The sequence below is a fragment of the Tateyamaria sp. genome (assembly GCF_039945315.1).
GTDB lineage: Bacteria > Pseudomonadota > Alphaproteobacteria > Rhodobacterales > Rhodobacteraceae > Tateyamaria.
In genome coordinates, this window is sequence record NZ_JBDUXB010000065.1 from 15,975 (window position 1) to 42,224 (window position 26,250).

The window sequence follows — 26,250 nt, forward strand, 5'->3', positions numbered from 1 at the left end:
CATTAGCTCGAATTGCTCGTTTTTTTTGAGGAGGATGCGCAGGCTCTCTACGGAGCATGTGCGCCATACGGATGTATAGCGCACAGCGTTTCTAAAGTTGCCCCGACGGTCGGAGACATTTCACCGTCCGCCTAGCGGCGCTCCACGGACTAGCTGTGGATCGGGCCTAAACCACAGGCCAATGCCGCTTCGCGCACGGCTTCTGAATATGTCGGGTGCGCATGGCAGGTCAGGGCCAGATCCTCAGCGGAGGCCCCAAACTCCATCGCCACGCAAACCTCGTGGATCAGGTCACCCGCGGCGGGGCCAATGATGTGGGCACCCAGAATCCGGTCTGTCTCTGCGTCTGCCAGGATTTTGACAAACCCGTCGCCGGCAAAATTCGCCTTGGCACGGCCATTGCCCATAAAGCTGAACTTGCCCACCTTGTAGGCGGTGCCCGCCTCTTTCAGGTCTTGTTCCGTGTGGCCCACATTGGCGACCTCGGGATGCGTATAGATCACGCCCGGGATCACACCGTAGTTCACGTGGCCATGCTTGCCCGCAACCGTGTCGGCGACGGCCATACCTTCGTCTTCGGCCTTGTGGGCCAGCATGGGGCCTTCGATGACGTCGCCGATGGCGTATATGCCGGGCACATTGGTCTGCCAATGGGCGTCCACGGCGATCTGGCCGCGCTTGGTCATCTCGATGCCCAAGGCGTCGAGGCCAAGACCGTCGGTGTAGGGTTTGCGCCCGGTGGCGACCAGCACGATGTCAGCATCCACGGTGTGTTCGCTGTCATCCTTGCGCAGCTTGTACGTGACTTTGGCCTTTGTCTTGGTCGCGGCCACCGACTGTACGGCGGCACCCATGGTAAAGCTCAGCCCTTGCTTGGTCAGCAACCTTTGGAACTGGCGCTGCACTTCGGCGTCCATGCCGGGGGTGATGGCATCGAGGAATTCGATCACCTGCACTTCGGCGCCAAGGCGGGAATAGACCGATCCCAATTCCAGCCCGATAACCCCTGCGCCAATCACCACCATCTTCTTGGGGACTTTGCCCAATTCCAATGCACCTGTAGAGGTCACGACAACCTTTTCGTCCACCTCGACACCGGGCAGGCTAGAGGGTTCGGACCCCGATGCGACGATGATTGACTTGGCTTCGTGGACCTCATCGCCAACCTTGACCTGACCGGGCGCGGGGATGCTGCCCCAGCCTTTGAGCCAGTCCACCTTGTTCTTTTTCATCAGGAATTCCACACCCTTGGTGTTCTGGCCAATGGTGTCTTCCTTGTAGGTCAGCATCTGCTTCCAATCGACCGAGGGGCTTTTGCCCTTCAGGCCCATGGCGGCAAAGTTGTGCTCGGCCTCGTGCAGCATGTGCGAGGCATGCAGAAGCGCCTTGGAGGGGATGCAGCCGACATTCAGGCAGGTGCCGCCCAGCGTTTCGCGCCCTTCGACGATGGCGGTTTTTAAACCCCGCTGTGCGCAACGGATCGCGCAGACATAGCCGCCGGGGCCGGAGCCGATGATGATTACGTCGTAAGATGCCATGGGTCAGGTCCTTTTTTGCCGGGGTCAGAGGGGGCCAGCCCCCCGGTGCTGCGCACCGCCCTCCCGGGATTTTTTTTCTAATCAGAGAAGCGGACGGGCGCGCCGCTGTGGGTGTGGGGTGTCTGCGTCATCAGAGCAACGGGACAATCATCAGGGCAAGGCCTGCAAGCGATACAAACCACGCGATGGAGCGGACCAGAGGCAGGCCAGAGGCATAGGCCGGGATGTAGGCGACGCGCGCCCAGAACCACAACGCCGCACCAAGGGCCGTCGTCTCAGTGCCGAGCTCGGTCACGGCGAGCATCAGGGCCAAAGCGACGAAAGCAGGCAGGGTTTCGAGGTAGTTTTTCAGTGCGCGCTGGATGCGCGCGGCGACGGGAGGCTGGTCGCGGTGTTCGTCCTGCGGGCCAAGGGCCCAGCCGAGGCCTTTGGACAGGTCAGAGAACGTGGCCTGAATGAGTGCATGGGCGATCAGCAGGATCACGGCATAGGTGAGGTAGGTGAGTTCGGGGGTCATTTTGATTGCTCCGTATTCGTCTCAAAGATCAGCTTCATTTAGAAATCTAACACGCTTACTTTGCCTCAGCAGGGTCAAAAGGCTGCTATTTCAAAACAGCCCGGGTTTGCAGCGCGTCCGCCAGAGGTTTCGACTGCGCCACCTGTTCGAGTAAAAGGTGGCGCAAACCGTGAAAAACCTAGATATGACAAAGCCATATGGCCCCCTTACAAATCCATCAACAAACGCCGCGGGTCTTCTAGCGCTTCTTTCACTCGCACAAGGAACGTGACCGCGCCTTTGCCGTCCACGATCCGGTGATCATAGGACAGTGCCAGATACATCATCGGGCGGATCACCACCTGACCACCAATCGCCATGGGCCGGTCTTGGATCTTGTGCATGCCAAGGATACCGGACTGTGGTGGGTTCAAAATCGGCGAACTCATCAGTGAGCCATAGACGCCGCCATTGGACAGCGTGAACGTGCCGCCCTGCATTTCGGCCATGGACAGCTTGCCGTCACGGGCACGCGCACCTTTTTCGGCAATCGCCTTTTCGATATCAGCAAAGCTCATCGCGTCCGCATCGCGGATCACGGGCACCACAAGGCCGGTCGGCGTGCCTGCGGCCACACCCATGTGCACGAAGTTTTTGTACACGATGTCGGTACCATCGATCTCTGCGTTGACCTCGGGCACCTCTTTCAGGGCATGGCAGCACGCCTTGGTGAAGAAGGACATAAAGCCCAGCTTGACCCCGTGTTTCTTCAAAAACAGGTCTTTGTATTCGTTACGCAGGGCCATCACCTCAGTCATGTCGACCTCGTTGTAGGTGGTGAGCATGGCGGCGGTGTTCTGGCTGTCCTTGAGGCGGCGCGCGATGGTCTGGCGCAAACGGGTCATCTTCACCCGTTCCTCGCGGGCTTCGTCATTTGCCGCCACAGGGGCACGCGGAGGGCTGACAGGGGCAGCGGTCGCCGTTGGAGCTGTACTCGCAGCAGCGACGGCTTTGGCGACGTCGTCTTTCATCACGCGGCCATCGCGGCCTGTGCCTGTGACGGCATCCGGGCTGATCCCGGCCTCGGCCATTGCTTTTTTGGCGGCGGGCGCGTTTTCGACATCCTTGCTGGATGCGGCAGGCGCTGGGGCAGCAGCAGCAGCAGGGACTGCAGCTACGGCACCGGAGGATGAGATAACAGCCAGTTTGGCACTTGCATCTACGGTCGCGCCTTCGGGGGCAACGATTTCCGCGAGGACACCTGCGGCGGGGCTGGGCACCTCGACGCTCACCTTGTCGGTTTCCAGCTCGCACAGCATTTCATCTTGCGCGACGCTGTCGCCGACGGCTTTGAACCATGTGCTGACTGTGGCCTCTGTCACGGACTCGCCTAAGGTGGGCACCATCACGTCGACACTGTCACCACCGGATACGGGCGCTGGGGCGCTTTCGGCAGCGGCGGCGGGGGCAGGAGCCGCGTCGCCTTCGGCGATTGTGGCCAGCAGGGCATCGACACCCACGGTTTCGCCTTCGGCGGCGATGATTTCGCCGAGAGTGCCTGCAACGGGCGAGGGCACTTCGACCGTCACCTTGTCGGTTTCCAGCTCACACAGCATCTCATCAACGGCAATCGCCTCGCCAGGTTTCTTGAACCACGTGGCAACAGTGGCTTCGGTGACGCTTTCGCCCAAGGTGGGCACGCGGACTTCGGTTGTCATGGTCTTACTTCCCTTTGATGGTCAGCGCGTCGTTTACGAGCGCGGCTTGTTGGGCTTTGTGATTGCTTGCCAGACCCGTCGCGGGGCTGGCAGAGGTGGCACGGCCCACATAAACGGGGCGGGTGTGCTTGGCCTTGATCCGGCCCAGCACCCATTCGAGGTTGGGTTCGATAAACGTCCAGGCGCCCTGGTTCTTGGGCTCTTCCTGACACCAGACCATCTCGGCCTGTTTGAACCGTTCCAGTTCCGCAACAGCCGACTGCGCCGGGAAGGGATAGAACTGTTCGAACCGCAGCAAATAGACATCGTCAATCCCACGCGCATCACGCTCTTCGAGGAGGTCATAGTAAACCTTGCCCGAACACATCACCACGCGCTTGATCTTGGCATCCGGCACCAATTGGGTGTCCGAATTGCCGTGCTGGGCGTCATCCCACATCAAACGGTGGAAGGACGACCCGGTGGTGAACTCTTCGGTCTTGGACACGGCCATCTTGTGGCGCAGCAAGGATTTGGGCGTCATCAGGATCAGCGGTTTGCGGAAATCCCGGTGGATCTGGCGGCGCAGGATGTGAAAGTAGTTCGCAGGGGTCGTGCAGTTGGCGACGATCCAGTTGTCCTGTCCGCACATCTGTAGGAACCGCTCAAGACGGGCCGAAGAGTGCTCGGGTCCTTGCCCCTCAAACCCATGAGGCAGCAGGACGACCAGACCGGACATGCGCAACCACTTGCTCTCACCCGATGAGATGAACTGGTCAAACATGATCTGCGCACCGTTGGCGAAATCGCCAAACTGCGCTTCCCACAGGGTCAGCGCGTTGGGCTCGGCAAGGGAATAGCCATACTCAAACCCAAGTACCGCATACTCAGACAGCATCGAGTCGATGACCTCATATTGCGCTTGACCCGTGCGAACGTTGTTGAGGGGGTAGTAACGCTCTTCGGTCTCTTGGTTCACCAGCCCCGAATGGCGCTGTGAGAACGTGCCACGGGTCGAATCCTGCCCGGCCAGCCGCACAGGATACCCTTCGGTCAAAAGGGATCCGAAGGCCAACGCCTCACCGGTGGCCCAATCAATGCCCTCACCGCTTTCAAACATCTTGGCTTTGGTGTCGAGCAGCCGCTCAACTGTCTTGTGCAGAGGGATACCCTCCGGCACGGTGCTGAGCGCTTGGCCAACCTCGGCAAAGGTTTCGGGCGGGATAGATGTCTTGCCGCGCTGGTACTGTTGCTCTTCCATCTTATCCAGATGGGACCACTTGCCATCCAGCCAGTCGGCCTTGTTGGGGCGGTATTCTTTGCCGGCTTCGAACTCGTCGTTCATGCGGGCCTGGAACGCGGCCTTCATGTCTTCGATCTCGCCTTCAGGGATCAGACCATCCTTGACCAGACGCTCGGTGTATAAGGTCAGGGTCGTCTTATGTTTCTTGATCTTCGTGTACATCACCGGGTTGGTGAACATGGGCTCGTCACCCTCGTTGTGACCAAAACGGCGATAGCAGAAGATGTCGATGACGACGTCCTTGTGGAACTTCTGACGGAATTCCGTGGCGACCTTGGCGGCATGAACAACAGCTTCCGGATCATCGCCATTCACATGGAAAATCGGGGCCTCAACGACCAGCGCATTGTCCGTGGGGTAGGGCGAAGACCGGGAAAAGTGCGGCGCAGTGGTAAAGCCGATCTGGTTGTTCACAACGATATGCATCGTCCCACCCGCACGGTGACCCCGCAGGCCCGAGAGGGCGAAACATTCGGCCACAACACCCTGACCTGCGAACGCCGCATCGCCGTGCAGCAGGATGGGCATGACGCTGGTGCGTTCAGGATCGTTGTTCTGATCTTGCTTGGCGCGGACCTTGCCCAGAACAACCGGGTTCACCGCCTCCAGATGCGACGGGTTCGCGGTCAGGGACAGGTGCACAGAATTGCCATCAAATTCGCGATCTGAAGACGCGCCGAGGTGATATTTTACATCGCCGGATCCATCGACATCCTCGGGCTTGAAAGACCCGCCCTGAAATTCGTTGAAAATCGCCTTGTAGGGCTTGGCCATCACATTGGCCAAAACCGACAAACGACCCCGGTGGGGCATGCCGATCACGATGTCGCGCACGCCAAGGCTGCCGCCGCGTTTGATGATCTGCTCCATCGCCGGGATAAGGGATTCACCGCCATCCAGACCAAAACGTTTCGTGCCCATGTATTTGACATGCAGGAACTTTTCGAAGCCTTCGGCCTCGACCATCTTGTTCAGGATCGCCTTGCGCCCTTCACGGGTGAACTGAATTTCCTTGCCCAAACCCTCGATGCGTTCTTTGAGCCAGCCCGCCTCTTCGGGGTTGGAAATGTGCATGTATTGCAGCGCAAACGTGCCGCAATAGGTACGCTTCACGATGTCGATGATCTCGCGCATGGTGGCGACATCCAGACCCAACACCTTGTCGATAAAGATTGGTCGATCCATGTCGGCCTCGGTAAAGCCATAGGACTTTGGGTCCAACTCAGGATGAGGCGTCTGATCGCGCATGCCCAGCGGGTCGAGATCGGCGACCAGATGGCCCCGGATACGATAGGCGCGAATGATCATAAGGGCGCGGATACTGTCGAGAACCGCGCGCTTGATCTGATCGTTGGAAACCTCGACACCTTTTTCAGCCGCCTTGGCCTTGATCTTGTCGCCTGCCCCTTTGACCTCTGCAGGTGCCGCCCACTCGCCTGTCAGGGCTTGGGTCAGATCATCACCGGGCATGGGCGGCCAGTCAGTGCGCGCCCAGCTTGGACCTGCTGCCTCATGTTTGACGCTGATCTCGTCATCGCCCATCGCCTTAAAGAACGCCTGCCAAGCTTCATCCACAGCGCCCGGATCATTGGCGTACCGCGCATACATCTGTTCGAGGTATTCCGCGTTGTGTCCTTGCATGAAGGACGAGGCGTGAAACTGGTCGTTGGGAGACTGGTCAGTCATTGAAGTACCTCCGAAAGATTGGGGTTTGGCGTGGGGCGGCGAGTAGGGAGTAAGGCGAGAAGTAAACACAGGATGGCCAGTGGACGGCCGACCCAAGGCATGATGTCAAAAAGAACCCGAAGGAAAGGATAGTGTCCGAGTTCTGACGCGGGCACGGTTTTGTCGTCAAACTGGACCGACAGGTTTTGCAACTCGCCCTCGGCAGGCACCGGAATGCGGTAAAGAAACTGTGCGATCACACCGAACAGAAAGACGAGAACGAACAGCCAGCGCCAAACGCCTGCATCTACCAGACGTCGGGTGCCGACGGCTATCATCGGGAGTGCAAGGGCGATTGTGATCACCGTTGCAAGGATGTCGGCATTGGGCCCTGAGGTCGGCAGCCCGCGCCAGTGCATGATGAGCATCGCCGCCGAGTAAAGTAGCCCCCAAGTCCACCAGAATTCCGACCGCGAAGCGCGGCCGGAAAAGTCGAACGACTTCCGGAAGGACATCTCTAAGGCGCTTACCGGTCCCATCTCATCCATTGCCAATTGCTTCTATCAATGCAGTGCAGGGCCAATCGCGCGTTCGACGCGACGCAAGGGATGCTCCCCCAATCGCCACCGGCGGATGCCGTTCGCGCATATGATCGCCCGTGCTGCATTTAGCTGTTGATCGCTTCCTGAACCGCTTCACCTAGCGTCGCAGGGCTGTCAGCCACCACGATCCCTGCGGCGCGCATGGCTTCGATCTTGTCCTCGGCCCCACCTTTGCCACCGGCGACAATCGCACCCGCGTGGCCCATGCGGCGGCCCGGAGGCGCTGTGCGGCCAGCGATGAAACCAGCGGTTGGCTTCCAGCGGCCTGCTTTTTTCTCGTCAGCGAGGAACTGGGCGGCGTCTTCTTCGGCGGAGCCGCCAATCTCACCGATCATGATGATGCTTTCCGTCTCTGGATCAGCGAGGAACATCTCGAGCACGTCGATATGCTCGGTCCCTTTGATAGGATCGCCCCCAATGCCGACAGCCGAAGACTGGCCAAGTCCCAAATCGGTGGTCTGCTTGACCGCCTCATAGGTCAACGTGCCCGAGCGGGACACAACCCCACAGGACCCACGCTTGTGAATGTGGCCGGGCATGATGCCGATTTTGCAGGCATCAGGCGTGATCACGCCGGGGCAGTTTGGCCCGATCAGGCGCGACTTTGACCCTTCAAGCGCGCGCTGAACACGCATCATGTCGAGCACGGGGATGCCTTCGGTGATGCACACGATCAGCGGCATTTCGGCATCGATGGCTTCAAGGATCGAGTCCGCTGCGAAGGGCGGCGGCACGTAGATCACGGAGGCATTCGCCTCTGTCACATCCATCGCTTCGTGGACCGAGTTGAACACGGGCAGGTCGAGGTGTGTCATCCCACCTTTGCCCGGTGTCACGCCGCCAACCATCTTGGTGCCATAGGCGATGGCCTGTTCTGTGTGAAAGGTGCCTTGCGAGCCGGTCAGGCCCTGGCAGATCACTTTGGTGTTTTCGTCAATAAGTACGGCCATTGGGTTTCCTTAGTTGATTTGGCTTGCAGCGGGGGTAAGCCGCTCCACATTCATGAATGTTTCTATGCCGTTGGGTCCTTGGCGGGTTCCTACATGGACCACGGCGATGCGTTTGGGGTTAAGGTAGCGGGCCGCAAGCATTTCGGTGCCTGCGATCGGCGTGTAAGTGTCGGGAACGGGGGCGTCCCGGCGGATGCCTTCCGCTTGCAGTCCGTTTTGTGCCATCTCGACAGCCAACGCACTGTGATCACCATCAAAGCTGACTTCACAGCGCCGGTCGGTGCCGCGCGTGGCAGGGCGCAACCCAAAGGCGGGCGAAGGGGCTGCATTGGAAAACGGTTCAAGGTCATAAAAGTCATGGCGTGCACCAGCGACACTCAGAGCGTCCCGCGCCTTGGTGGCGGTCAGGTAGGGTGAAAAACAGTTCTGCGTGAAAGCCTGCGCAGCAAGGATAGCGTTTTCCTGCGCAAGCGCAGGCGTACTCAGTGCCATCGCTGCAAGACCAAGTTTAAGCCCGCGTCGGGAAGATGCCTGTCGCATGGTCACAGCCTCACTGCGTCGTACTGTCCGGCGTGAGCCACGTTGGCATTTGAAACGCGCCCCATCTGGATTGATCCCGACGGCGGGCTTTGGACAACAGAGCGCACTCCCGTTGTCCTCTGCAACGCCGACAGGACATCAAGCCCAGTTACGAGGCACGCATTGCGCATCGCCTTACCCCTTGACGGCTTTCACGATCTTCTGCGCGCCGTCTTTGAGGTCGTCAGCGGCAATCACGTCAACGTCTGAGTTGTTGATGATGTCTTTGCCCTGCTGCACGTTGGTGCCTTCAAGGCGCACGACCAGCGGCACTTTCAGACCAACCTCTTTTACCGCGGCAACCACACCCTCGGCGATCACATCGCAACGCATGATGCCGCCAAAGATGTTGACCAGAATGCCTTTGACCTGCGGGTCGGAGGTGATGATCTTGAACGCCTCGGTGACCTTTTCCTTGGTCGCACCACCGCCCACGTCGAGGAAGTTGGCAGGTTCGGCACCGTAAAGCTTAATGATGTCCATGGTCGCCATGGCAAGGCCCGCGCCGTTCACCATACAGCCGATTTCACCGTCGAGCGCGATGTAGTTGAGGTCGTATTTCGAGGCGGCGAGTTCTTTGGGGTCTTCTTCTGTCTCGTCGCGCAGCTCGTTGATGTCGGCGTGGCGGTAGATCGCGTTGCCGTCAAAGCTGATCTTGGCGTCCAGAACTTTGAGATCGCCGCCATCGGTGACGATCAGCGGGTTGATCTCAAGCATCTCCATGTCTTTTTCCATGAAGGTTTTGTAAAGCAGGCTCATCAGGCCAACGCACTGTTTGACTTGTTTGCCTTCCAGCCCAAGGGCAAAGGCGATGCGGCGGCCGTGGAAGGCCTGATAGCCGGTGGCCGGATCAACGCTAAAGCTCAGGATCTTTTCGGGGGTGCTTGCGGCGACTTCCTCGATATCCATTCCGCCTTCAGTCGAGCAGACAAAGCTGACGCGACTGGTTTGACGGTCGACCAGCAGGGCAAGGTAAAGTTCAGTCTCAATCCCAGAGCCGTCTTCAATATAGATACGGTTGACTTGTTTGCCGACAGGCCCGGTCTGGTGTGTGACCAGTGTGCGGCCCAGCATCTTCTTGGCCTCTTCGGCGGCCTCAGTGGCCGACTTCGTCAGGCGCACACCGCCTTTTTCGCCAGCGTCCGCCTCTTTGAACGTCCCCTTGCCGCGTCCGCCGGCGTGGATTTGGGCTTTGACCACCCAGAGAGGGCCGTCCATTTCACCGGCTGCCGTCTTGGCGTCTTCAGCGCGCAACACAACGCGCCCGTCTGAAACGGGTGCCCCGTAGCTGCGCAAAAGGGCTTTGGCCTGATATTCGTGGATGTTCATGAGCATTGGCTCCCGCTTTGTTTACTGGGTTCTCTCACCGGCATAATGTGGTAAGGGACTGTATGGAATTCAGTTTTCCAGTTGAATCGCATATAATTGGGGAAACTTACCATTTTGTGATCACAGGTTTAAAACGTGTGATCACAAAATAGAATTCACCTTTTTTTGGGTGCGAATCAGTGCTGGTGATTCGGCGTCAAAGGCGGTGTAGGGGGGTGTAAATAGCAATCGGCAGAAAACGTTTCCATCCAAAGTTGCAGCACCTTCTATGTAGACGCGAGTCTTCATAACTGTGGCGGGAATTGGGCGCAAACATCTTTGAAATATGGCGAAAATGCGATTTTTTTGGAAAAGGAAAGTACAAAGGTCGGTTCCTTTGCAGATTTTTACGAGGTTCAGCATCTTTGATGCTGGGCCGTAAACAGTGAACAGGATCTGAGACATGAAAAGACTATTTTTATCGGCGCTTATTGCTGGCGGGCTTGCCGCCACATCGGGGTTGGCAGCGACATTCAATATCGATTTTGTTGGCGCTGCAGCGGGCAATGAACAAGGCGTAGAAGGTGAGGCACTGTTCTTTAGCAGTACTGGCTATGCCGGAACGACAGCAGGTGCGGGCCTGCTGAGTGTAACAGGCACAGCCAACACCACCTACAATGCTTATCTGGATGATCTGTCAGGCGGTAAACCGGCCGGCATGGGCGTGTGCAAAATATTGAATAGCAATGATCAATGTAACCCGGCTGGTGATGACAATATTCAACAGGGTGAGAGACTGACTCTGACTTTCGGATCTGCTGTTAAGAACCTTACTGATTTTGTCTTCCACGACGCTAATCACAACGCACTGGCAGGAAGCGCGTTGGAGTTCCAGTACAGGGAGAGGATTAACGGGTCTCCCAATCCTGATTGGGTGACAACAAGTTTTGCAGGTATAGGTACGATTGCAGGACCGATCGATGGTCTGCGGTTCAAGACAAAAGGAAGTACGCACACCCCATTCTATGTATCGTCTTTTACCGTTTCAACCGTCCCAGTCCCAGCAGCCCTTCCACTTATACTTGTCGGAATGGGTGGCTTCGCCTTTATGGCACGCCGCAAGCGCAAATCAGCCTGACCTAACGCAATAAATGAACGCACAAAAAAAAGCCCCGGATCAATCCGGGGCTTTTTGCATTTCTGTAGACACGTTCAGGTCAGGCTGTCGTCAATGCCTTTGCACGCGTCGACCAGACCTTTGACGGCTGTGACTGAGCTGTCGAACATGGCCTGCTCGTCCTTGGTCATTTGAATGTCGATCACCTTTTCGACGCCGGCTGCGCCGATCACGGTGGGTACGCCCACATACATGCCTTTGAGGCCAAGGGCACCGTCCACATAGGCCGCGCAGGGCAGCACGCGTTTCTGGTCCTTGAGATAGGCCTCGGCCATTTCGATCGCCGAGGTGGCGGGGGCGTAAAAGGCAGAACCGGTTTTCAGCAGACCCACAATCTCTGCGCCGCCATCACGGGTGCGCTGGACGATGGCGTCCAGTTTTTCCTGCGTGGTCCAGCCCATCTTGACCAGATCGGGCAGCGGGATGCCTGCAACGGTTGAATAGCGTGTCAGTGGCACCATCGTGTCGCCATGCCCGCCCAGAACGAACGCGGTGACGTCACGCATGGACACACCGAACTCTTCGGCGAGGAAGTGGCGGAAGCGGGCGCTGTCGAGCACACCAGCCATACCGCAGACTTTTTCATGGGGCAGGCCCGAGAACTCGCGCAGGGCCCAGACCATCGCATCCAGCGGGTTGGTGATGCAGATGACAAAAGCGTTGGGGGCGTGATCGCGGATGCCTTCGCCGACGGACTTCATGACTTTGAGGTTGATGCCCAACAGGTCATCGCGGCTCATGCCTGGCTTGCGCGGAACACCTGCTGTCACGATGCAGACATCAGCACCTGCGATATCGGCATAAGACTGTGTCCCGCTCATCTGGGCGTCAAACCCTTCGGATGGGCCGGACTCGGCGATATCAAGCGCTTTGCCTTCAGGCGTGCCTTCGGCAATGTCGAACAAAACGACGTCGCCCAGTTCTTTGATAGCTGCGAGGTGAGCGAGGGTGCCGCCAATTTGCCCTGCGCCGATAAGCGCGATCTTGGGTCTGGCCATGGGTGAAAATCTCCGGATCGTTGGGGTTTATTTGCGGCGTGTGCTATCCTGCATGGGCGCGCCGCGCAAGTGCGCTGCATTGCAGCGCGGGCATTCGTGATCGCTGGTGGCAGACGGAGGCTTGGGCTAAAGGGATCGGAACGCAGACTTTTTCGATCGGTCAGGACATGTTGCAGCTGGACATCTGGTTTTTTGCGGTCGCCGCGCCCGCTGTCGTCTTTGCGGGTATTTCCAAGGGCGGGTTTGGATCAGGGGCGGCCTTTGCGGCGACGTCGATTCTGGCGCTGATCCTAGAGCCGGGGCTGGCGCTGGGCGTAACCTTGCCTCTGTTAATGCTGATGGATGCCGCTGCCCTGCGGCCCTATTGGGGCAAGTGGGACTGGGCCATATCGCGGCGCATGATCGTCGGCGCTCTGCCCGGTGTAGCAATCGGAGCGTGGCTGTTTGCCCGTGCGGATGGCGATGTGTTCCGGGTTCTGATCGGAGTGATCTCGATTGCATTCGTGATCTGGCAGGTGGGTCGCGCCCAAGGCTGGATCAAACTGGCAGAGCGCGCCCTACCGAACTGGATTGGCGGTGTGACGGGGGCTGTGGCAGGGTTCACCAGTTTTGTTAGCCACGCAGGCGGGCCTCCGGCGGCTGTCTATCTGTTGTCTCTCAAGCTTGGTAAAACAGCTTATCAAGCCAATACAGTTCTGATTTTCACGGCCATCAATGTCTTCAAATTCGTGCCATACGCCTTTCTGGGCATGTTCACGTTGCAGACCTTCACGGCCAATCTGGCGCTTGCCCCGTTTGCGCTGCTAGGAACGTGGCTGGGGGTCAAGGCGCACCACCTGATGCCAGAGCGCGCGTTCTTTCTTCTTACATATGTGCTGTTGATTATGACAGGAACCAAGCTGATCTGGGATGGGCTGACCTGACAACCCACTGGTGAGAGTTGCCAACGAGAGAGCACTCGCGAAACGATGTGTTCGCAACGCAAAAAAGGCGCACCAACTGGCGCGCCTTGCAGTTCTCGCAGACCGTTTCGCTTGTTCAGGCGTCGTTGCCCTTGGCAGGCAGGGCCTCGGCCAGTTCCTCAAAGGCCTGACCGCTGGCAACCAGACAGGTCACACCATTTGGCGACGTCACGGTGATCGTCCATGTGCCGGCTTCTTCTGAGGCAAAGACCTCAATTACCGCATTGTTTGCGCCCAACCCCATGGATTGACGGGTCTCGCCAAACCCTTCGGCCAGTCGGTTCACTACCAGCTCACGCGGTCCGCAATTACGGCTTTGCTGGGCGGCGGCCATTCCGGTCGTCACCAGATTCAACGTGGCAGCCATGACAAGCGCGCCCAGCGTTATCGGAGTGTTGTTCCGTTTCATTTGTTCAGCCTTTCGCAATGGAAGGCGTCACCTCTGGTCATCTGGCCCACCCGGATCGTCCGGCGATGACCGGGCGGCCCCGGTTCATTTCCAATTCCGCGCTCTCTCTTTCCGCAAAAGTGTTCAGCGGCCCAGCTGAAACGGCCCTCCCGGAGAAGTCGGAATACGAAACAAGGTGCGCTCAGGCTCTGAAATAATGGTTAACGGCCCGCACGCTGATGTGCTCAATTTGAATTGTGACCGCCTCGTTTCGGAATTTCGCGCATTTGCGCCAACAGGCCCTTGAACTATCCGGAAATAAAATGCACCTGTCCGCGCAACATTATGACTCACCCGGAGGCTTCCATGGCCATCGCACGCCCGCTACGTTCTGTTCTCTATATCCCCGGATCTAAGCCGCGCGCGCTGGACAAGGCCCGGGGGTTGCCTGTGGATGCGATAATTTTTGACCTGGAAGACGCTGTTTCCATTGAGGAAAAAGAAGCTGCGCGGGAAACACTTGCATCCGCACTGGACACCGGCGGCTACGATGCGCGCATGAAAATCGTCCGCATTAACGGCCTTGATACTGCTTGGGGCGCGGATGACGCCAAAGCAGCGCTGAACATGGACACCGACGCGATCCTGATGCCCAAAGTGTCGGCCCCGACCGATCTCGACGCGCTTGCAGCGATCACAGGTGACACACCGCTTTGGGCGATGATGGAAACCGCACTTGGGATGCTCAACGCGGGCCAAATCGCCACCCATCCGCATTTGCAAGGTATGGTCATGGGCACCAATGACCTGGCCAAAGAACTGCAATCCCGCCCCCGTGCCGATCGTCTCGGGCTGCAATCGGGACTTGGGCTGTGCCTGCTGGCAGCAAAGGCGCACGGCCTCGCAATCATCGACGGCGTCTATAATGCATTCAAGGATGAGGCAGGGCTGGACGCGGAATGTCAGCAGGGCCGCGACATGGGCTTTGACGGCAAAACACTGATCCATCCGGCCCAAATCGATATAGCAAATGCGGCCTTTTCCCCCTCCGAGGCAGACATCGATCTCGCCCGTCGCCAGATCGAGGCGTTCGATGCGGCAGAGGCCTCTGGGCAAGGAGTCGCCGTCGTCGATGGACGTATCGTCGAAAATCTGCACATCGTAACCGCACGTGAAACGCTGGCCAAAGCAGACGCGATAGCCGCGATGATGGAAGGATAAGCGATGTACTGGATCATTCTGGTTTTGGGTGTGGGTCTGTGGTGGGCCGCGCACCTGTTCAAACGTGTCGCGCCAGAACGACGCGCGTCACTGGGTGATCCGGGCAAGGGCCTTGTTGCAGCAGGTATCGGGATCGGAATTGTGCTGATGGTCATCGGCTATCGCGGTGCCGACTTTATCCCGGTCTGGTTCCCCCCCAGTTTCATGGTCCACATCAACAACACGCTGATGATCATCGCCATCTACATGCTCAGCCCCGCCCCCAAGCGCGGCAAGCTGATCTCGGGCATGCGCCACCCCATGCTTACGGGCTTTTCGATCTGGGCGATCTCTCATTTGCTGGTGAATGGCGATCTGGCTTCGATCCTCTTGTTTGGCGGCCTCTTGATCTGGGCCATTCTGACAGCGCGTATCATCAATTCTGAAGAACCTGATTGGCAGCCCGGGCCCAGTGGCACCTACGCCAAGGACGGTATGTTCCTCGCCGGGTCGGTGATCCTGCTGGGCGTGATCGGGATGATCCACAACTGGCTGGGTGTCTGGCCGTTTCCGAGTTAAGCACATGAAATTATATCGCTTTCTGTCCGAAGAGGACACATCGGCCTTTTGCCACAAGGTGACCGAAGCGCTGAACAAGGGCTGGGCGCTGCATGGCAGCCCAACCCAGACATGGGATCACGCAGCCGGAGTGATGCGCTGCGGACAGGCTGTGACCAAAGAGGTCGAGGGAACATACACTCCCGACGTAAAGCTCGGGGCGCAGTAACTATGGGCAAGACCAATCAGGGCCGCTTTTTCGAAGATTACAGCGTCGGCGATGTGCTGACCCACGCGGTACCCCGGACCGTGGGGGCGGGCGAACGTGCGCTCTATCATGCACTCTATCCGGCGCGGCACGCGCTCTATTCGTCTGACACCTTCGCCCAAAACTGCGGTCTGAAGGCATCGCCTCTGGACGACATGATCGCCTTTCACACCGTGTTCGGCAAAACCGTCCCGGATGTGTCGCTGAACGCCGTGGCCAATCTTGGTTACGCCGAAGGGCGCTGGCTGGCACCGGTCTGGCCCGGCGACACGCTGACTTCGGCCTCAGAAGTTATTGGGGTCAAGCAGAATTCAAACGGTAAAACCGGGGTTGTCTGGGTCCGGACAACTGGGCGCAATCAGCATGGGGTTCCCGTTCTGGACTATGTGCGCTGGGTCATGGTGCGCAAACGCGACATCGACGCGCCGGCCCCAGAAACGGTTGTGCCTGACCTTGCCAAAGTGGTCGCGCCAGAAACGCTTGTTGTGCCTTCGGGTCTGACTTTTGATGGTTACGACACTGCATTGTCAGGACAGCCGCATCGCTTGAGTGAATACAAGGTCGGCGAACAGATTGATCATGTCGACGGTGTCACGGTCGAAGAGGCCGAGCATATGATGGCCACTCGCCTCTGGCAAAACACCGCCAAAGTGCATTTTGACACGTCAGCACGGCCTGATGGTACGCGTCTGATCTATGGCGGGCATGTGATCTCCATGGCGCGCGCCTTGTCTTTCAACGGTCTGGCGAACGCGCAGATGATGGTTGGGCTAAATGCTGGCGCGCACGCAAACCCTTGCCTGGCTGGCGACACCATCCGGGCCTGGAGCGAGGTGTTGGACACCGCCGAAACCTCAGCCCCCGGCGTGGGCGCAATCCGGTTGCGGCTGGTTGCGACCAAGGGCGGTGCACCGTTTGCCCTGCGCGGAGAGGACGGCAAATACTTGCCCGATGTCCTTCTCGATCTTGATTATTGGGCGCTAATGCCGACCTGAGCACGTTTCGCGCCCGACCTCAGCACTGATTGCGCAGAAGCGATTGCGCGCGCCTGCCAATCGGTATCATCTCAGCGGCAACCGCATGAACGGAGGCCGCACATGACACATCCCGAAATCGACGCGCAACGAGTCGAGGATATGATCCTGCAACTGGGCGAGATCGGGCGGCATTCCGATACTGGCGTATGGCGCACCGCGTTTTCACCGGACTGGGTGACTGCCAACTCTTTGGTGGCCCAGTGCGGGAGGGACGCGGGCCTAAACGTGAACTACGACACTGGCGGAAACCTTTGGGCTGTGGCCCAAGGGCGCGAAGCTGGCCCCTCGATCGTGACGGGGTCCCACATCGACAGCCAGTGTCCCGGCGGGCGGTACGATGGCGCACTTGGGATCATCGCAGGTATGGTCGCGGTCAGTGCGCTGTATGAACAATTCGGCCCGCCTCGTCGTACGCTAGAGGTGGTGTCGCTATGCGAAGAGGAAGGCAGCCGGTTCCCCACCGCAGGGTTCTGGGGGTCCCGGGCACTGGTCGGTCAAGCAGCGCCCGAGGATTGCGAAGCAATGTGTGACGCCAACGGAGTAAGCGTCGGCGCGGCCATGACCGAGGCCGGATTTGATCCCACACGCATCGGCGAGACGGTGCGCGAAGATATCGCGGCGTTCATTGAATTACACATCGAACAGGGACCTATCCTTGAGGACGCGAACCTGCCCGTGGCTATCGTGGATGCCATCACCCACATCCGGCAAACCGAAGTCACGCTTTATGGCACCTCGAACCACGCTGGTGCTTTTCCGATGGACATTCGCACCGATCCGATGGCGGGCTTTGCTGAAATCGCAAGCGGCGTGATCGGCCACGCAGAGGCTCTGGGCCGTCCGGCTGTCACTACCATAGGGCATTGCGTGCCCAAACCCGGTGGGCGCGCCATCATTCCACGCTCGGTCACCTTTTCCATCGATGCACGCCATCCCGACCCAAAGGCCGCGCATGCAATGTACGACGCCCATCTGGAAATGATCCAAGAGGTGGCTGCGCAGCGCGGGCTGACATTTGACAGCACCATTTTGCTGGATCACCCGGCTTGCCAAAGCGATCCGGCACTTCTGGCGGCGCTCGACAGGGCGGCAGCAAAAATGGAGGTCCCAGTGATGCATATGGCCAGCGGCGCGGGCCACGACGCGCAGCAAATGGCACAGATTTGCCCTGTTGCCATGCTGTTTGTGCGCAGCTTTGAGGGGCGCAGTCATACGCCCGAAGAATTTTCAGAGCTCAGCGATTGCGTGGCCGGGATTAAAGTGCTGGCCGCTGCGCTCTACGACCTGGCGTACTGACGGATCGAACACCAACATTTCAGATGCGTGTCAGGGCCGCTCTGCTAGGGTCGCCCTATGAACTGGTTGTGCGCCCCCGCTTTGGCAATTTTAGTGACATTCGCCGCGACGACGCAGTCGCGCGCCTGCGACCTTGCGCTGCTATTGGCAGTGGATGTGTCGGGGTCGGTGGACAAACAGGAATACCGCATTCAGATGGATGGTCTGGCCGCCGCCTTACGCGATGGGATCGTCGCTGACGCGCTCGTGGATCAGCAGGCGCAGATCGCGCTGATCCAGTGGACAGGGTCCTCGCGCCAGCGCCAGACAATCCCATGGACCGCGATGCGTACCTATGCGGATGTGCTGGCCCTCGCCGATCAGATCGAGGCCGACCCGCGAATCTGGCGCAACTTCTCAACAGCCATTGGCGAAGCACTGGAAGTGTCGCGAGCAGCGCTTGCGCCCGTGGCGCATTGCACGCGCCGCGTGATCGACGTTTCGGGTGACGGGGAATCGAACGAAGGGACCGAACCTGCGAGCCAGCGCGCTCTGCTGAGCGCCGATGAAGTCACCGTGAACGCGATCGCTATTGAAACCGACGATGCAAATCTGACCGCCTACTTCTTTGAAAATTTGATCACTGGCCCCGGGGCCTTCGTCGTGACAGCAAACGGATTCGCGGACTACCCGGAACAAATCAAACGCAAATTGCAGCGCGAAACGACGCGGCAGATGACGGACATCGCGCAACAGTGAGTTTTCGTGATCACAGCCTTTTGCCCTGTGATCACGAATTAGAGAAAACCGCAATTGTGCGCCAATTAACCGCGCCATGGACCCGCGCGGGGTAGGTGACACCGGCGTAGAATAGAGTATCAATAGGGCAGGGAACAAAAGGACGCATTATGGCCGACGTCAACCGGGGCAATCGCCCGCTCTCGCCGCATCTTCAGATCTACCGTCCACAGTGGACGTCTATTTCTTCAATCATGGTGCGGATTACGGGCATCGGTTGTCTGCTCGCGTCTGTGCTGGTTGTGGCCTGGCTGCTGGCTGCGGCTTCATCCGAGGCAGCCTTTGCAGTGGTCGATGGCTTTTTGCGCAGTGTGCTTGGAACCCTGATCCTGACGGCGGCGACATGGGGCATCTTTTACCACATGCTTGGACGGCTGCGTCACGTGCTGTGGGACTTTGGATACTTGGTCCGCGTTGAAGTGTCTGAGGACATGGCCAAGGGGATGTTTATCCTCGCAACCCTTCTTACAATCTTTGTTCTGGTCGTCACCTGAGGAGGGTTTGATATGCGCTATTTAACAGATCGCAAACGTGCGTCAGGGCTGGGGTCCGGTCGCGAGGGTACGCATCACCACTGGCAGATGATGGTCAGCTCGATCCTTTTGCTTCCGCTTGTGCCGATTCTTGTTATGCTTTTCGGGGGCGCGCTTGGTGGCAGCCACGAAGAAGTGGTCGCCTATTTCAGCCGCCCAATTCCGGCCATTCTGATGGGCCTGGCGCTCATCGTGATCGTTGTGCACCTGATGCGCGAGGCACATGCCGCAATCGAAGACTACGTGCATGGCACCGCAGGAAAACTCACTCTGATCGCTACGACGGCATTTTCCTACACGATCATTGCTGCCGGACTGTTCGCAATCGCGCGCATCGCACTTTGAGCTGCCAACGCGCGTTTCGCGCGATGAATTTAAACAACGGCGCGGATCCCCGCGCACAGATGACAAGGGCGCCCGGCGCCAAGCATGAAACAGGAGGCCTGACAAATGGCTGCATATGATTACGAGACGCATGAATATGACGTCGTGGTCGTGGGTGCCGGTGGTGCCGGACTGCGCGCAACGCTGGGCATGGCCGAACAGGGACTGCGCACCGCCTGCGTGACCAAAGTGTTCCCGACCCGCTCGCACACTGTTGCGGCCCAGGGCGGGATCGCTGCGTCGCTGTCCAACATGGGCCCAGACAACTGGCAGTGGCACATGTACGACACGGTCAAAGGATCTGACTGGCTCGGCGACACGGACGCGATGGAGTATCTGGCGCGCGAAGCCCCCAAGGCGGTTTATGAACTTGAACATTATGGCGTGCCATTCTCGCGAACCGAAGAGGGCAAGATCTACCAGCGTCCCTTTGGCGGCCACACCACTGAATTTGGGGAAGGCCCCCCGGTACAGCGCACCTGTGCTGCCGCTGACCGGACTGGCCACGCGATCCTGCACACGCTCTATGGGCAAAGCCTGAAGAATAACGCGGAATTCTACATCGAATACTTTGCAATCGACCTGATCATGTCCGAAGACGGGGTGTGTCAGGGTGTGCTCTGCTGGAAGCTGGACGACGGCACCATGCACCTGTTCGCCGCCAAGATGGTCGTGCTTGCGACAGGTGGTTATGGCCGTGCATATTTCTCTGCCACCTCTGCCCACACCTGCACCGGTGACGGCGGCGGCATGACGGCGCGCGCGGGCCTGCCTCTGCAAGACATGGAATTCGTGCAGTTCCACCCCACCGGCATTTACGGCGCGGGCTGCCTGATCACCGAAGGCGCGCGGGGCGAGGGTGGTTACCTCACCAACTCCGAAGGCGAACGATTCATGGAGCGCTATGCGCCGACCTACAAAGATCTGGCCAGCCGCGACGTTGTCAGCCGATGCATGACCATGGAAATCCGCGAAGGGCGTGGTGTGGGAGATCAGGGAGATCACATCCACCTGCACCTCAACCACCTGCCCAAAGAAACGCTGGACCTACGCCTGCCGGGGATCTCCGAATCCGCCCGCATCTTCGCAGGGGTAGACCTCACCAAAGAACCGATCCCGGTTTTGCCCACTGTGCACTACAACATGGGCGGCATTCCGACGAACTACTGGGGCGAAGTGTTGGCACCAACCAAGGATAAGCCTGACAACATTTCGCCCGGTCTGATGGCTGTTGGTGAGGCGGGCTGTGCGTCCGTTCACGGCGCGAACCGTCTGGGTTCGAACTCGCTGATCGACCTTGTGGTGTTTGGCCGCGCGGCCGCGATCCGCGCCAAAGAAGTTGTGGATGCAGACGCGCCTGTCCCAACACCAAACCAGCGCTCGGTCGAGGCTGCGTTCTCGCGCTTTGATGGTTTGCGCTATGCCAAAGGCCATGTGCCCACAGCGGAACTGCGCCTTGAGATGCAGAAAACCATGCAGGACGACGCTGCTGTCTTCCGCACGGACGAGACACTTGCCGCGGGCGAGGAAAAGATGAAGGACGTGGCGGGTAAACAGGCTGACCTCAAGGTCACCGACACCTCGCTGGTCTGGAACTCGGACTTGATGGAGACGCTGGAACTGACGAACCTCATGCCAAACGCCGTGGCAACGATCACGGCGGCAGCGGCGCGCAAGGAAAGCCGGGGTGCGCACGCGCACGAAGACTATCCAGACCGCGATGACGAGAACTGGCGCAAGCACTCGCTTGTCTGGTTCAAGGGCAACGAGGCGTCGCTTGGCTTCCGTGGGGTGCACCTTAACCCGCTCACCAGCCACAATGACGGCGGCATCGATCTGAAGAAAATCGCGCCAAAGGCCCGGGTCTACTAAGCCTTTATGACCCAAGGCCAGACCACCCCGGACCCGCACACACTGGCCCCCGGCCGTGTTTTGCGCGTCTACGGGATGCGGCGGTCCGGCAACCACGCGATCATCGACTGGATGATGCGCAACGCGCCTGACGGGGCGGGGCTGTTCCTGAACAATTGCAAACCAAACCGCGATCCGATCAAGACGGCCAGTGGCGTCTCTTTGTATGAGGGCGGCGTCGTGGCGCCGTATGACAGGGTCAAAGACAAGGTCCGCGCGGCCGGCGAGGCTCCATTCGCCTTGGTCAGCTATGAAGATCGCATGCCTTCGCCTGTTAGTCCCCCACTCTTTGATGCACCGGAAACCAACGTCATCATATATCGCGCCTTTTTGCACTGGGCGGCATCGCTGCTGCGCAAGATCCAGGGCAATGCGGGCTACGGCCCGTTGGAACGCATGCGGGTAATGATGCAGGCCATGCGGACATATGACGAAATGTTGGGTCGGGTGCTGGAAGCCGATGTCGTCTCCATCTGCTATGACGACTGGATGAGTGACGAAGACTACCGGCGCGCCGCTCTTGATCGGCTGGATCTGCCGGGGCGCGACCTCGACCTTGGGGCAGTGCAGCGTTACGGGGGCGGGTCGTCCTTTCAGGGCAAAAAGGCGGAGGTCGCGGACCTGGATACCGGGGAAAGGGCCGCGCAAATGGCGGGCGACCTCGAATACCAGGTTGTTCTATGGACGGCCGCGCGCGATCTTACATTCATGCGGCGTCTTGCCGATGTTTTCCCTCGGGACGCAGAACGGCTTTCTGGCCTGCTCGACACTGCAAGAGCAGAGGTAACCTTGCCATCATGATGCGCGTATTGACCCTGACCGCCCTGATCACACTCACCGCATGCGAAGAGGCGACGCGTGCCGTCGATGACGCAGCTCGGCGCAGCGCCAAACTGGCGGTGTCCGAAGCCGTCGTGACCCGCTTCCCTGCCGTGCCCAAGGAACTGATCACGCCATTTACCGACTGTGTGATCGACAACGCCTCGGCAAACGAAATCGGTGCGTTCGCTCGTGATGCGGTGATTGGGGTGACCGAAGAAACGGCGACTCTTGTGCGCACGGTGCTGGAACGGCCCGAAACCCAGACTTGTGTCGTGCAGGCAGGGGCAAATGTCCTTGGCACAGCGTAAAAGGAACGACATTATGAATGGGACGATTCTGATCAGGGCGCTGCCCAAGACCACTGATTAAAGGACACCTTTCCCTCATGCGTTTGAAAACACTTTTGGCCGTATTGGCCGCGCTGACACTTTCAACCACGTTTGCTGTGGCAGATGTTCCTCGATCTGCGGCACAAAAATGCGCTGAGCAAACACGCGCTCCGGGCAACTATTACCTGTCGGATGCGCCGGGCCTGCCGCACGTTCTGCCAAGCCCGGACGGAACGGTCGATGGGGCGGCACGTATCAACGACTGCCTCAAGGATGCTTACGCGGTCCAATATGGTGCCAGACTGGGCGAGACTTCTTCCGGAGCTTTGGCGGAAACCGGAGGGGTGGACGCAGCACAAAAGTGTAGACAAACGCGCAACGGGCAAGTCGTTGTCGGGACTGTTCTGACTGCAGGCATTATCGCGGCGATTGGTGAACCCTATACAGCAGCGACCATTGGCGGTTTGATTGGTCTGAGCCAGGGGGTCAAATATTCCAACCAGGAATACGCCAAGTGCGTGAACGCGGCCGCTCCTCCGGTGGACCCGAACGCAGCGTTTTACACGGGATGTAGCCGCCGGAACGGTGTGATGAGCGGTGGCACTCGGCTGTGTGTGGCACCTTGACCAATTGCACTCCGTATCCCCTGTTGGATACTGCTGCATACAACAATTCTAGTGCACCGATCTCGTCTATCGAAAGGATCAATCAATGGTTCAGCTGACGCTTCCGAAAAATTCCCGCATGCAGACGGGGAAAACCTGGCCTAAGCCCGAAGGCGCGACAAACGTGCGCAAATTCAGCATCTACCGCTGGAACCCGGATGACGGCAAAAACCCGCAAGTGGACAATTACTTTGTCGACATGGACACATGCGGGCCGATGATTTTGGACGCACTGATCAAGATCAAGAACGAGATTGACCCGACACTCACCTTCCGCCGTTCCTGCCGTGAAGGCATTTGTGGGTCCTGCGCGATGAACATCGACGGGATCAACACGTTGGCTTGCATCTATGGCATGGACGAGATCAAGGGCGACGTCAAAATCTACCCCCTGCCGCACATGCCAGTGGTCAAGGATCTGATTCCGGATCTGACCCACTTTTACGCCCAGCACGCCTCGATCATGCCTTGGCTCGAGACCAAGACAAACCGCCCGGCCAAAGAGTGGCGGCAGTCCATTGAAGACCGCAAAAAGCTGGATGGCTTGTATGAATGCGTGATGTGCGCGTCCTGCTCGACTTCGTGCCCCAGCTACTGGTGGAACGGCGACCGCTACCTTGGGCCAGCCGCACTGTTGCACGCATATCGCTGGATCATCGACAGTCGGGATGAAGCAACGGGCGAGCGTCTGGATGACCTTGAAGACCCGTTCAAACTCTATCGCTGCCACACGATCATGAACTGCGCCAAGACGTGCCCGAAGGGCCTCAACCCAGCCGAGGCCATTGCAAATATCAAGAAAATGATGGTCGAACGCACAGTCTGATCACAGCCAAATACCAATCCCAAAAACGCCCTGCGCTACCGCGCGGGGCGTTTTTCTTTTGAGACTTGCGCAATTTTTTTTCCCCATGACGCCTTATTGAAGGCTATGCATCTTCTTGCGAAGTTGCGGATGCGACAATTGCGGAAGGAAAATACAATGAAAAAACCACTAGCCGAGTTTATCGGCACATTCACACTTGTCTTGCTTGGCTGCGGAGCAGCCGTCATCGCGGGGGACGCAATCGGGTTTGCGGGCATCAGCTTTGCCTTTGGCCTTGCGCTGATCGGCATGGCGTACGGCATCGGTCCGGTCTCGGGCTGTCATATCAATCCTGCTGTCACACTGGGCGTTGTGGCCTCTGGTCGGATGAGCGTAGGCGACGCGATCCCCTACATCATCGCGCAGGTCGCAGGCGGTATTGCCGGTGCTTTGGTGCTTATGATCATCGCAAGCGGGCAGGCAGATTACTCGGTTGCAACCAATGGACTGGGGCAAAACGGATGGGGCCCCGGGGTCTTCAACGAATACTCCATGGCGGCTGCGTTCATCTTTGAGGTGGTAGCAACCTTTCTCTTTGTGGTCGTGATCCTTGGGGCCACAGGCTCCAACGCACCTGCCGCAATGGCTGGCCTCGCAATTGGTCTCGCGCTTGTTGTGATCCACCTCGTTGGCATCAGCGTCACAGGTGTTTCGGTAAACCCGGCACGCTCCATTGGGCCTGCCCTGTTTGTCGGCGGCACTGCGATCGCGCAGCTGTGGTTGTTCATTGTCGCGCCCATCATTGGCGGCGTTGCCGCGGGTATTCTGTTCAAATCAGGCTTGCTCGAGCCCGACGACGCCTGATCTGTAGAACAACTGACTGGAAAAGGACGCCCGTCATGGGCGGCCTTTTTCGTTAGGACATCAATGGCATTCGCCGTCCGCTTCCTTATGATCAGCGCCAGGTAGCGAAAGAGAGTTCATGACCCAACCGACAGACGCCGACGCCCGCCGCGCAATTGCGCCCGTGATCTGCTATCCGCCCAACACGCTGCCTGCGCCGGACATGGCGCTCTACAGTAAGGCGCGCGATACCATGACCAAAGTGGATGAGGTCATCGCGCAGCCACGCGAGGCCGCCTGCTTTGAAGTGCCGGCGGGTCACATCTTTCGCATCTCCTCGGTCGAGGGACCTCAGGTGGGCGATTTGAACCTTTGGAACGCAAAAGATCTTTCCGAGCGGTTCTATTCCGGTAAAACCCGCGCGCTGCATGGCACCCATATCACAACAGGCGAGCGGATGTGGTCGACCTTTCCGGCCCTTCGCCCTATGGCCACGATCATTCACGATACACTTGGCTGGTACGGGATCGATCAATACGGCGGCTCAGTGCACGACGTAATCGGCACGCGTTGTGACCCCTACACCGGCAACCTACTGCAAGGCGGGCACTACCACCACTGTTGCCACTCAAACCTGACTCGCGCACTGGCAGATCACACAGGAATGACACTGGCCGAAGCAGAACCACATGTGCATGACGTCATGAATGTCTTTATGTGCACGGGGTTTACGCGCGACACAGGCCAGTATTTCATGAAGGCAAGCCCGGTACGCCCCGGCGATCATATCGACTTTTTCGCCGAAATCGATCTGCTGGGAGCGCTCAGCGCTTGCCCCGGTGGCGATTGCGGATCAGAGCATACGTCAGACGTCGCCCCGTGCCACCCGCTCAAGATCGAAGTCTTTGCCACAGTTCCGGGTGCGCTCGATGGCTGGTCCAGTCCATTGCCAAATGGCTATGACGGCACTCATGGGCGGTAGGGCCACAAAGGGTCATTTTCACTGTACAAAAAACTCCAGGCGCCGGTTCCACGCGGATCCGCAGCATTAACAGAGTCTTTAGGTTCCGCCCTCATCCTGACAGCGTGCAGCGGCTGAAAGTAAACGATACCTGAACGGGCGGTGCGGCACCTGTGCACAATCAGTGCACAGGTTGTG

27 protein-coding genes are annotated in these 26,250 nt (G+C 58.7%); 17 read left to right on the forward strand and 10 right to left on the reverse strand.

The annotated features are described in order from the left end of the window. Positions 1 to 149 precede the first annotated feature (149 nt). The 8 genes from lpdA to sucC form a co-directional block, all read right to left on the reverse strand. The gene (lpdA, locus tag ABJD00_RS22460; RefSeq protein WP_413829000.1) at positions 150 to 1,538 is read right to left on the reverse strand and encodes a dihydrolipoyl dehydrogenase; all 1,389 of its coding nucleotides are present in this window, start codon (positions 1,536 to 1,538) and stop codon (positions 150 to 152) included. A gap of 130 nt (positions 1,539 to 1,668) precedes the next feature. Further along, positions 1,669 to 2,055 (reverse strand): MAPEG family protein, encoded by a 387-nt coding sequence (locus tag ABJD00_RS22465; protein ID WP_413829002.1) that lies wholly within the window; start codon positions 2,053 to 2,055, stop codon positions 1,669 to 1,671. 206 nt (positions 2,056 to 2,261) lie between these two features. After that, entirely contained in the window at positions 2,262 to 3,752 is a 1,491-nt protein-coding gene (gene odhB, locus ABJD00_RS22470) for a 2-oxoglutarate dehydrogenase complex dihydrolipoyllysine-residue succinyltransferase (protein ID WP_413829004.1), read from the reverse strand. Between the two features lie 4 nt (positions 3,753 to 3,756). Next, positions 3,757 to 6,720 (reverse strand): 2-oxoglutarate dehydrogenase E1 component, encoded by a 2,964-nt coding sequence (locus tag ABJD00_RS22475; RefSeq protein WP_413829006.1) that lies wholly within the window; start codon positions 6,718 to 6,720, stop codon positions 3,757 to 3,759. Further along, positions 6,717 to 7,247, reverse strand: coding sequence for a DUF805 domain-containing protein (locus ABJD00_RS22480; RefSeq protein ID WP_413829008.1), 531 nt, complete (start codon positions 7,245 to 7,247; stop codon positions 6,717 to 6,719). Before ABJD00_RS22480 ends, ABJD00_RS22475 begins: the two co-directional genes overlap by 4 nt. Positions 7,248 to 7,366: 119 nt before the next feature. Next, positions 7,367 to 8,251: a succinate--CoA ligase subunit alpha gene (sucD, locus tag ABJD00_RS22485; RefSeq protein ID WP_413829010.1), complete on the reverse strand. Its 885-nt coding sequence runs from the start codon at positions 8,249 to 8,251 to the stop codon at positions 7,367 to 7,369. 9 nt (positions 8,252 to 8,260) lie between these two features. Then, positions 8,261 to 8,791: a succinyl-CoA synthetase subunit beta gene (locus ABJD00_RS22490; RefSeq protein WP_413829012.1), complete on the reverse strand. Its 531-nt coding sequence runs from the start codon at positions 8,789 to 8,791 to the stop codon at positions 8,261 to 8,263. A 174-nt stretch (positions 8,792 to 8,965) separates the two neighbouring features. Continuing rightward, on the reverse strand, positions 8,966 to 10,159 hold the full coding sequence (gene sucC, locus ABJD00_RS22495; RefSeq protein ID WP_413829014.1) for an ADP-forming succinate--CoA ligase subunit beta: 1,194 nt from the start codon (positions 10,157 to 10,159) through the stop codon (positions 8,966 to 8,968). A gap of 442 nt (positions 10,160 to 10,601) precedes the next feature. On the opposite strand from sucC, the gene ABJD00_RS22500 reads away from it, so the two are divergent. Further along, positions 10,602 to 11,276 carry a VPLPA-CTERM sorting domain-containing protein gene (locus ABJD00_RS22500; protein ID WP_413829016.1) on the forward strand — a complete coding sequence of 225 codons (675 nt, stop codon included), beginning with the start codon at positions 10,602 to 10,604 and terminating at the stop codon, positions 11,274 to 11,276. A gap of 74 nt (positions 11,277 to 11,350) precedes the next feature. On the opposite strand, the gene mdh is transcribed toward ABJD00_RS22500, so the two are convergent. Next, complete coding sequence (gene mdh / locus ABJD00_RS22505; protein ID WP_413829018.1) at positions 11,351 to 12,313, reverse strand: malate dehydrogenase; 963 nt, start codon at positions 12,311 to 12,313, stop codon at positions 11,351 to 11,353. A 167-nt stretch (positions 12,314 to 12,480) separates the two neighbouring features. Between mdh and ABJD00_RS22510 the strand changes: the two genes are divergently transcribed. Beyond that, complete coding sequence (locus ABJD00_RS22510) at positions 12,481 to 13,236, forward strand: sulfite exporter TauE/SafE family protein (protein WP_413829145.1); 756 nt, start codon at positions 12,481 to 12,483, stop codon at positions 13,234 to 13,236. Between the two features lie 115 nt (positions 13,237 to 13,351). Here the strand turns inward: ABJD00_RS22510 and ABJD00_RS22515 are convergent, their stop codons facing one another. Beyond that, entirely contained in the window at positions 13,352 to 13,684 is a 333-nt protein-coding gene (locus tag ABJD00_RS22515; RefSeq protein WP_413829019.1) for a hypothetical protein, read from the reverse strand. Between the two features lie 345 nt (positions 13,685 to 14,029). On the opposite strand from ABJD00_RS22515, the gene ABJD00_RS22520 reads away from it, so the two are divergent. The 15 genes from ABJD00_RS22520 (at position 14,030) to ABJD00_RS22590 (ending at position 26,073) form a co-directional block, all read left to right on the forward strand. Beyond that, entirely contained in the window at positions 14,030 to 14,884 is an 855-nt protein-coding gene (locus tag ABJD00_RS22520; protein ID WP_413829021.1) for an HpcH/HpaI aldolase/citrate lyase family protein, read from the forward strand. Positions 14,885 to 14,887: 3 nt separating this feature from the next. After that, on the forward strand, positions 14,888 to 15,442 hold the full coding sequence (locus tag ABJD00_RS22525) for an NnrU family protein (RefSeq protein WP_413829023.1): 555 nt from the start codon (positions 14,888 to 14,890) through the stop codon (positions 15,440 to 15,442). Between the two features lie 4 nt (positions 15,443 to 15,446). Further along, the gene (locus tag ABJD00_RS22530; RefSeq protein ID WP_413829025.1) at positions 15,447 to 15,650 is read left to right on the forward strand and encodes a DUF1737 domain-containing protein; all 204 of its coding nucleotides are present in this window, start codon (positions 15,447 to 15,449) and stop codon (positions 15,648 to 15,650) included. Positions 15,651 to 15,652: 2 nt separating this feature from the next. Then, entirely contained in the window at positions 15,653 to 16,684 is a 1,032-nt protein-coding gene (locus ABJD00_RS22535) for a MaoC family dehydratase (RefSeq protein WP_413829027.1), read from the forward strand. Positions 16,685 to 16,786: 102 nt separating this feature from the next. Continuing rightward, entirely contained in the window at positions 16,787 to 18,022 is a 1,236-nt protein-coding gene (locus tag ABJD00_RS22540) for a Zn-dependent hydrolase (protein ID WP_413829029.1), read from the forward strand. Between the two features lie 57 nt (positions 18,023 to 18,079). After that, the gene (locus tag ABJD00_RS22545) at positions 18,080 to 18,760 is read left to right on the forward strand and encodes a DUF1194 domain-containing protein (RefSeq protein ID WP_413829031.1); all 681 of its coding nucleotides are present in this window, start codon (positions 18,080 to 18,082) and stop codon (positions 18,758 to 18,760) included. A gap of 149 nt (positions 18,761 to 18,909) precedes the next feature. Further along, on the forward strand, positions 18,910 to 19,293 hold the full coding sequence (gene sdhC, locus ABJD00_RS22550) for a succinate dehydrogenase, cytochrome b556 subunit (RefSeq protein ID WP_108836235.1): 384 nt from the start codon (positions 18,910 to 18,912) through the stop codon (positions 19,291 to 19,293). 12 nt (positions 19,294 to 19,305) lie between these two features. Then, complete coding sequence (sdhD, locus tag ABJD00_RS22555; protein ID WP_413829033.1) at positions 19,306 to 19,677, forward strand: succinate dehydrogenase, hydrophobic membrane anchor protein; 372 nt, start codon at positions 19,306 to 19,308, stop codon at positions 19,675 to 19,677. Between the two features lie 105 nt (positions 19,678 to 19,782). Continuing rightward, positions 19,783 to 21,588 (forward strand): succinate dehydrogenase flavoprotein subunit, encoded by a 1,806-nt coding sequence (gene sdhA, locus ABJD00_RS22560; protein WP_413829035.1) that lies wholly within the window; start codon positions 19,783 to 19,785, stop codon positions 21,586 to 21,588. Between the two features lie 6 nt (positions 21,589 to 21,594). After that, entirely contained in the window at positions 21,595 to 22,428 is an 834-nt protein-coding gene (locus ABJD00_RS22565) for a hypothetical protein (RefSeq protein WP_413829037.1), read from the forward strand. Next, positions 22,425 to 22,757: a hypothetical protein gene (locus tag ABJD00_RS22570; protein WP_413829039.1), complete on the forward strand. Its 333-nt coding sequence runs from the start codon at positions 22,425 to 22,427 to the stop codon at positions 22,755 to 22,757. Before ABJD00_RS22565 ends, ABJD00_RS22570 begins: the two co-directional genes overlap by 4 nt. Before the next feature lie 77 nt (positions 22,758 to 22,834). Then, positions 22,835 to 23,404 carry a hypothetical protein gene (locus ABJD00_RS22575; protein ID WP_413829041.1) on the forward strand — a complete coding sequence of 190 codons (570 nt, stop codon included), beginning with the start codon at positions 22,835 to 22,837 and terminating at the stop codon, positions 23,402 to 23,404. An 85-nt stretch (positions 23,405 to 23,489) separates the two neighbouring features. Next, positions 23,490 to 24,269, forward strand: coding sequence for a succinate dehydrogenase iron-sulfur subunit (locus ABJD00_RS22580; RefSeq protein ID WP_108836241.1), 780 nt, complete (start codon positions 23,490 to 23,492; stop codon positions 24,267 to 24,269). A gap of 129 nt (positions 24,270 to 24,398) precedes the next feature. Further along, entirely contained in the window at positions 24,399 to 25,112 is a 714-nt protein-coding gene (gene aqpZ, locus ABJD00_RS22585) for an aquaporin Z (RefSeq protein ID WP_413829043.1), read from the forward strand. Positions 25,113 to 25,230: 118 nt separating this feature from the next. Then, complete coding sequence (locus ABJD00_RS22590) at positions 25,231 to 26,073, forward strand: urea carboxylase-associated family protein (RefSeq protein ID WP_413829045.1); 843 nt, start codon at positions 25,231 to 25,233, stop codon at positions 26,071 to 26,073. Positions 26,074 to 26,250 lie beyond the last annotated feature (177 nt).